Genomic DNA, 2,333 nt, shown 5'->3' on the forward strand with positions numbered 1-2,333 from the left:
CGCCGGGGCGGGTCAGCGCACCTCGGTGTCCTCCCCGGCGGTGAGCCGCGCGACCGGGGCGGGCGGGGCCGCGGCCGGAAGGTCGACCCGGAGCAGCGCACCACCGCGTACGGAGCGGGCGACGGTGGCCCGGCCGGCATGGGCGTCGACGACCCGCTGCACGATCGACAACCCCAGACCGGATCCCGGCAACGCCCGTGCGCTGTCGGCACGGTAGAACCGGTCGAACACCCGCGGTACGTCGGCGGCGTCGATGCCCGGCCCGGCGTCGTCGACCTCGAGCACCGCCGACGCGCCCTCGGCACGGAGCCGGACCTGGACCGGCCGGTCCGCGGGGGACCACTTGCCGGCGTTGTCGATGAGGTTGAGCACCGCCCGCTCGAGCGCGGCGGGGCGCCCGCTCACCCACACGGAGGTCACGTCGAGCGCCACCTCGATGTCGGGCACGCGGGAACGCGCCCGGGCCACTGCGGCCACCACCACGTCGGCGAGGTCGAGCACCTCGGTGCTCTCGTCGCTGACGTCACCGCGCGCCAGGTCGGTCAGCTCGGCGACAAGGGTGCCCAACTCGGCCACCTGGGCGCCGAGATCGTTGAGCAGCCGGGTCCGGCTCTCCGCCGGCAGTGCGCTGTCCAGGGTGCCGCGCCGATCGAGCCGGATCAGCAGCTCGACGTTGAGGCGCAGACTGGTGAGCGGGGTCTTGAGCTCGTGGGCGGCGTCCTCGGCGAGCAGCCGCTGGGCCCGCCGGGAGTCCCGGAGCGCGGCGAGCATGTCGTTGATCGACCGGATCAGCCGCCGGATCTCCCCACCGCCCTCATCCGGGATGTCGGCGTCGAGATCCCGGGTGTGCGCGACACGTACGGCGGCGGCGGTCAGCCGGTCGATCGGTGCCAGCCCGGTCCGCGCCACGGTCCGCCCGACAAGGGCGCCGCCGGCCACGCAGAGCAGCCCGATCAGCAGCATGCCGAACCCGAACTGGTTGATCGGGCCGTCGTCGACGGCGCGGGCCACCTGGACCGCGCCGTCGCCCGCCCGCAGCGTGTAGATGAGGTAGCCGTCCTCGTCGCTGTCGCTCGACTCCATCAGGTCGGCCGACGCGCCCTGCGCCACGCGCCCGGCCTGCTCGCTGACCGGGGGCAGCGCGGGTTGGCCGGCCGGCGTCCGGATCGAGCCGTCGGGCAGGACGACCCGCACCAGCCGGCCGGATCCGGGATACGGCGGTAGCCGGACCTGTGCCGGACCGGCGCGCTCCACGTTCGTCGCCAGGACGCGGGAGTCGGCGCGCAGCTGATCCTCGACGGTGTCCTGCAGCTCCCAGTCCAGTAGTTCGCTGGCCACCTGGAAGGCCAGGAACACGCTGACCGCGATGGCCGTCGCCGCGATCACCGTCAGCCTGGTCCGCAGGGACCGCCGGCGCCACCACCGGGTCGGCCGGCGCGGTTCCCGGCCGGCGGGCCTGCTCACGGAGGAGTCTCCCGCAACGTGTAGCCCAGGCCGCGCAGCGTGTAGATCAGTCGCGGCTCACCCCCGGCCTCCATCTTGCGGCGCAGGTAGCTCACGTACACCTGGAGGTTGTTGGCGGTGGCGCTCATGTCGAAGCCCCAGATCGCCTCGAACAGCGCGTCGCGGGTCAGGACCCGGGTCGCGTTGCGCATGAGGACCTGCAGGAGGGAGAACTCGGTCCGGGTCAGGCGCAGCGGCCGCCCGCCCCGCCACGCCTCGAACCTGTCGGGATCGAGCCGGACGTCGGCGAACGACAGGACCTGCGACTCCTCGTCGGTCGGCATGCGCCGGCGCAGCAGGGCCCGCACCCGGGCCAGCAGCTCCTCGGTGGCGAACGGCTTGGGCAGGTAGTCGTCGGCGCCCGCGTCCAGCCCCGTGACCCGGTCGGAGACCTGGTCACGGGCGGTCAGCATCAGCACCGGCAGATCCCGGCCCGCGGCCCGCAACCGCCGGCAGGTCTCCAGCCCGCCGAGGCGGGGCATCATCACGTCGAGGATCAGCAGATCCAGCGTGTCACCGCCGGCCCCGCCGAGCCCGTCGAGCACGGCGAGACCGTTGGCGACGGTGCTGGTGTCGTAACCCTCGACCTGGAGCACCCGCTCCAGGGACTCACGGATGGCCACCTCATCATCCGCGATCATGATCCGCACGCCGGCCCGCCCCCTCCCAGTCGATGTTTTTGCCGCTCATTTTCCCCGATCAACCTGAGACCAGGATTAGGGTCCGTCTTCAAACGGATCTTGCCCAGAGCAGGAGCGACGCGAGACTGACCGCTGCCTCGTATGAGGTGGCGGTCTTGTCGTATCTGGTCGCGATGCCGCGGAAGCCCT

Annotated in this window: 2 protein-coding genes; both read right to left on the reverse strand. The window is 72.7% G+C overall.

The window, feature by feature from the left end; genetic code table 11:
- Positions 1 to 12: 12 nt before the first annotated feature.
- Positions 13 to 1,464, reverse strand: a complete 1,452-nt coding sequence (locus B7767_RS09925; protein WP_085571870.1) for a HAMP domain-containing sensor histidine kinase — start codon at positions 1,462 to 1,464, stop codon at positions 13 to 15.
- The gene (locus tag B7767_RS09930) at positions 1,461 to 2,153 is read right to left on the reverse strand and encodes a response regulator transcription factor (protein WP_085571871.1); all 693 of its coding nucleotides are present in this window, start codon (positions 2,151 to 2,153) and stop codon (positions 1,461 to 1,463) included. The genes B7767_RS09925 and B7767_RS09930 overlap by 4 nt, the downstream gene beginning before the upstream one ends.
- Positions 2,154 to 2,333 lie beyond the last annotated feature (180 nt).

This window comes from Streptomyces sp. 13-12-16 (assembly GCF_002114215.1).
Classification (GTDB): domain Bacteria; phylum Actinomycetota; class Actinomycetes; order Streptomycetales; family Streptomycetaceae; genus Streptomyces.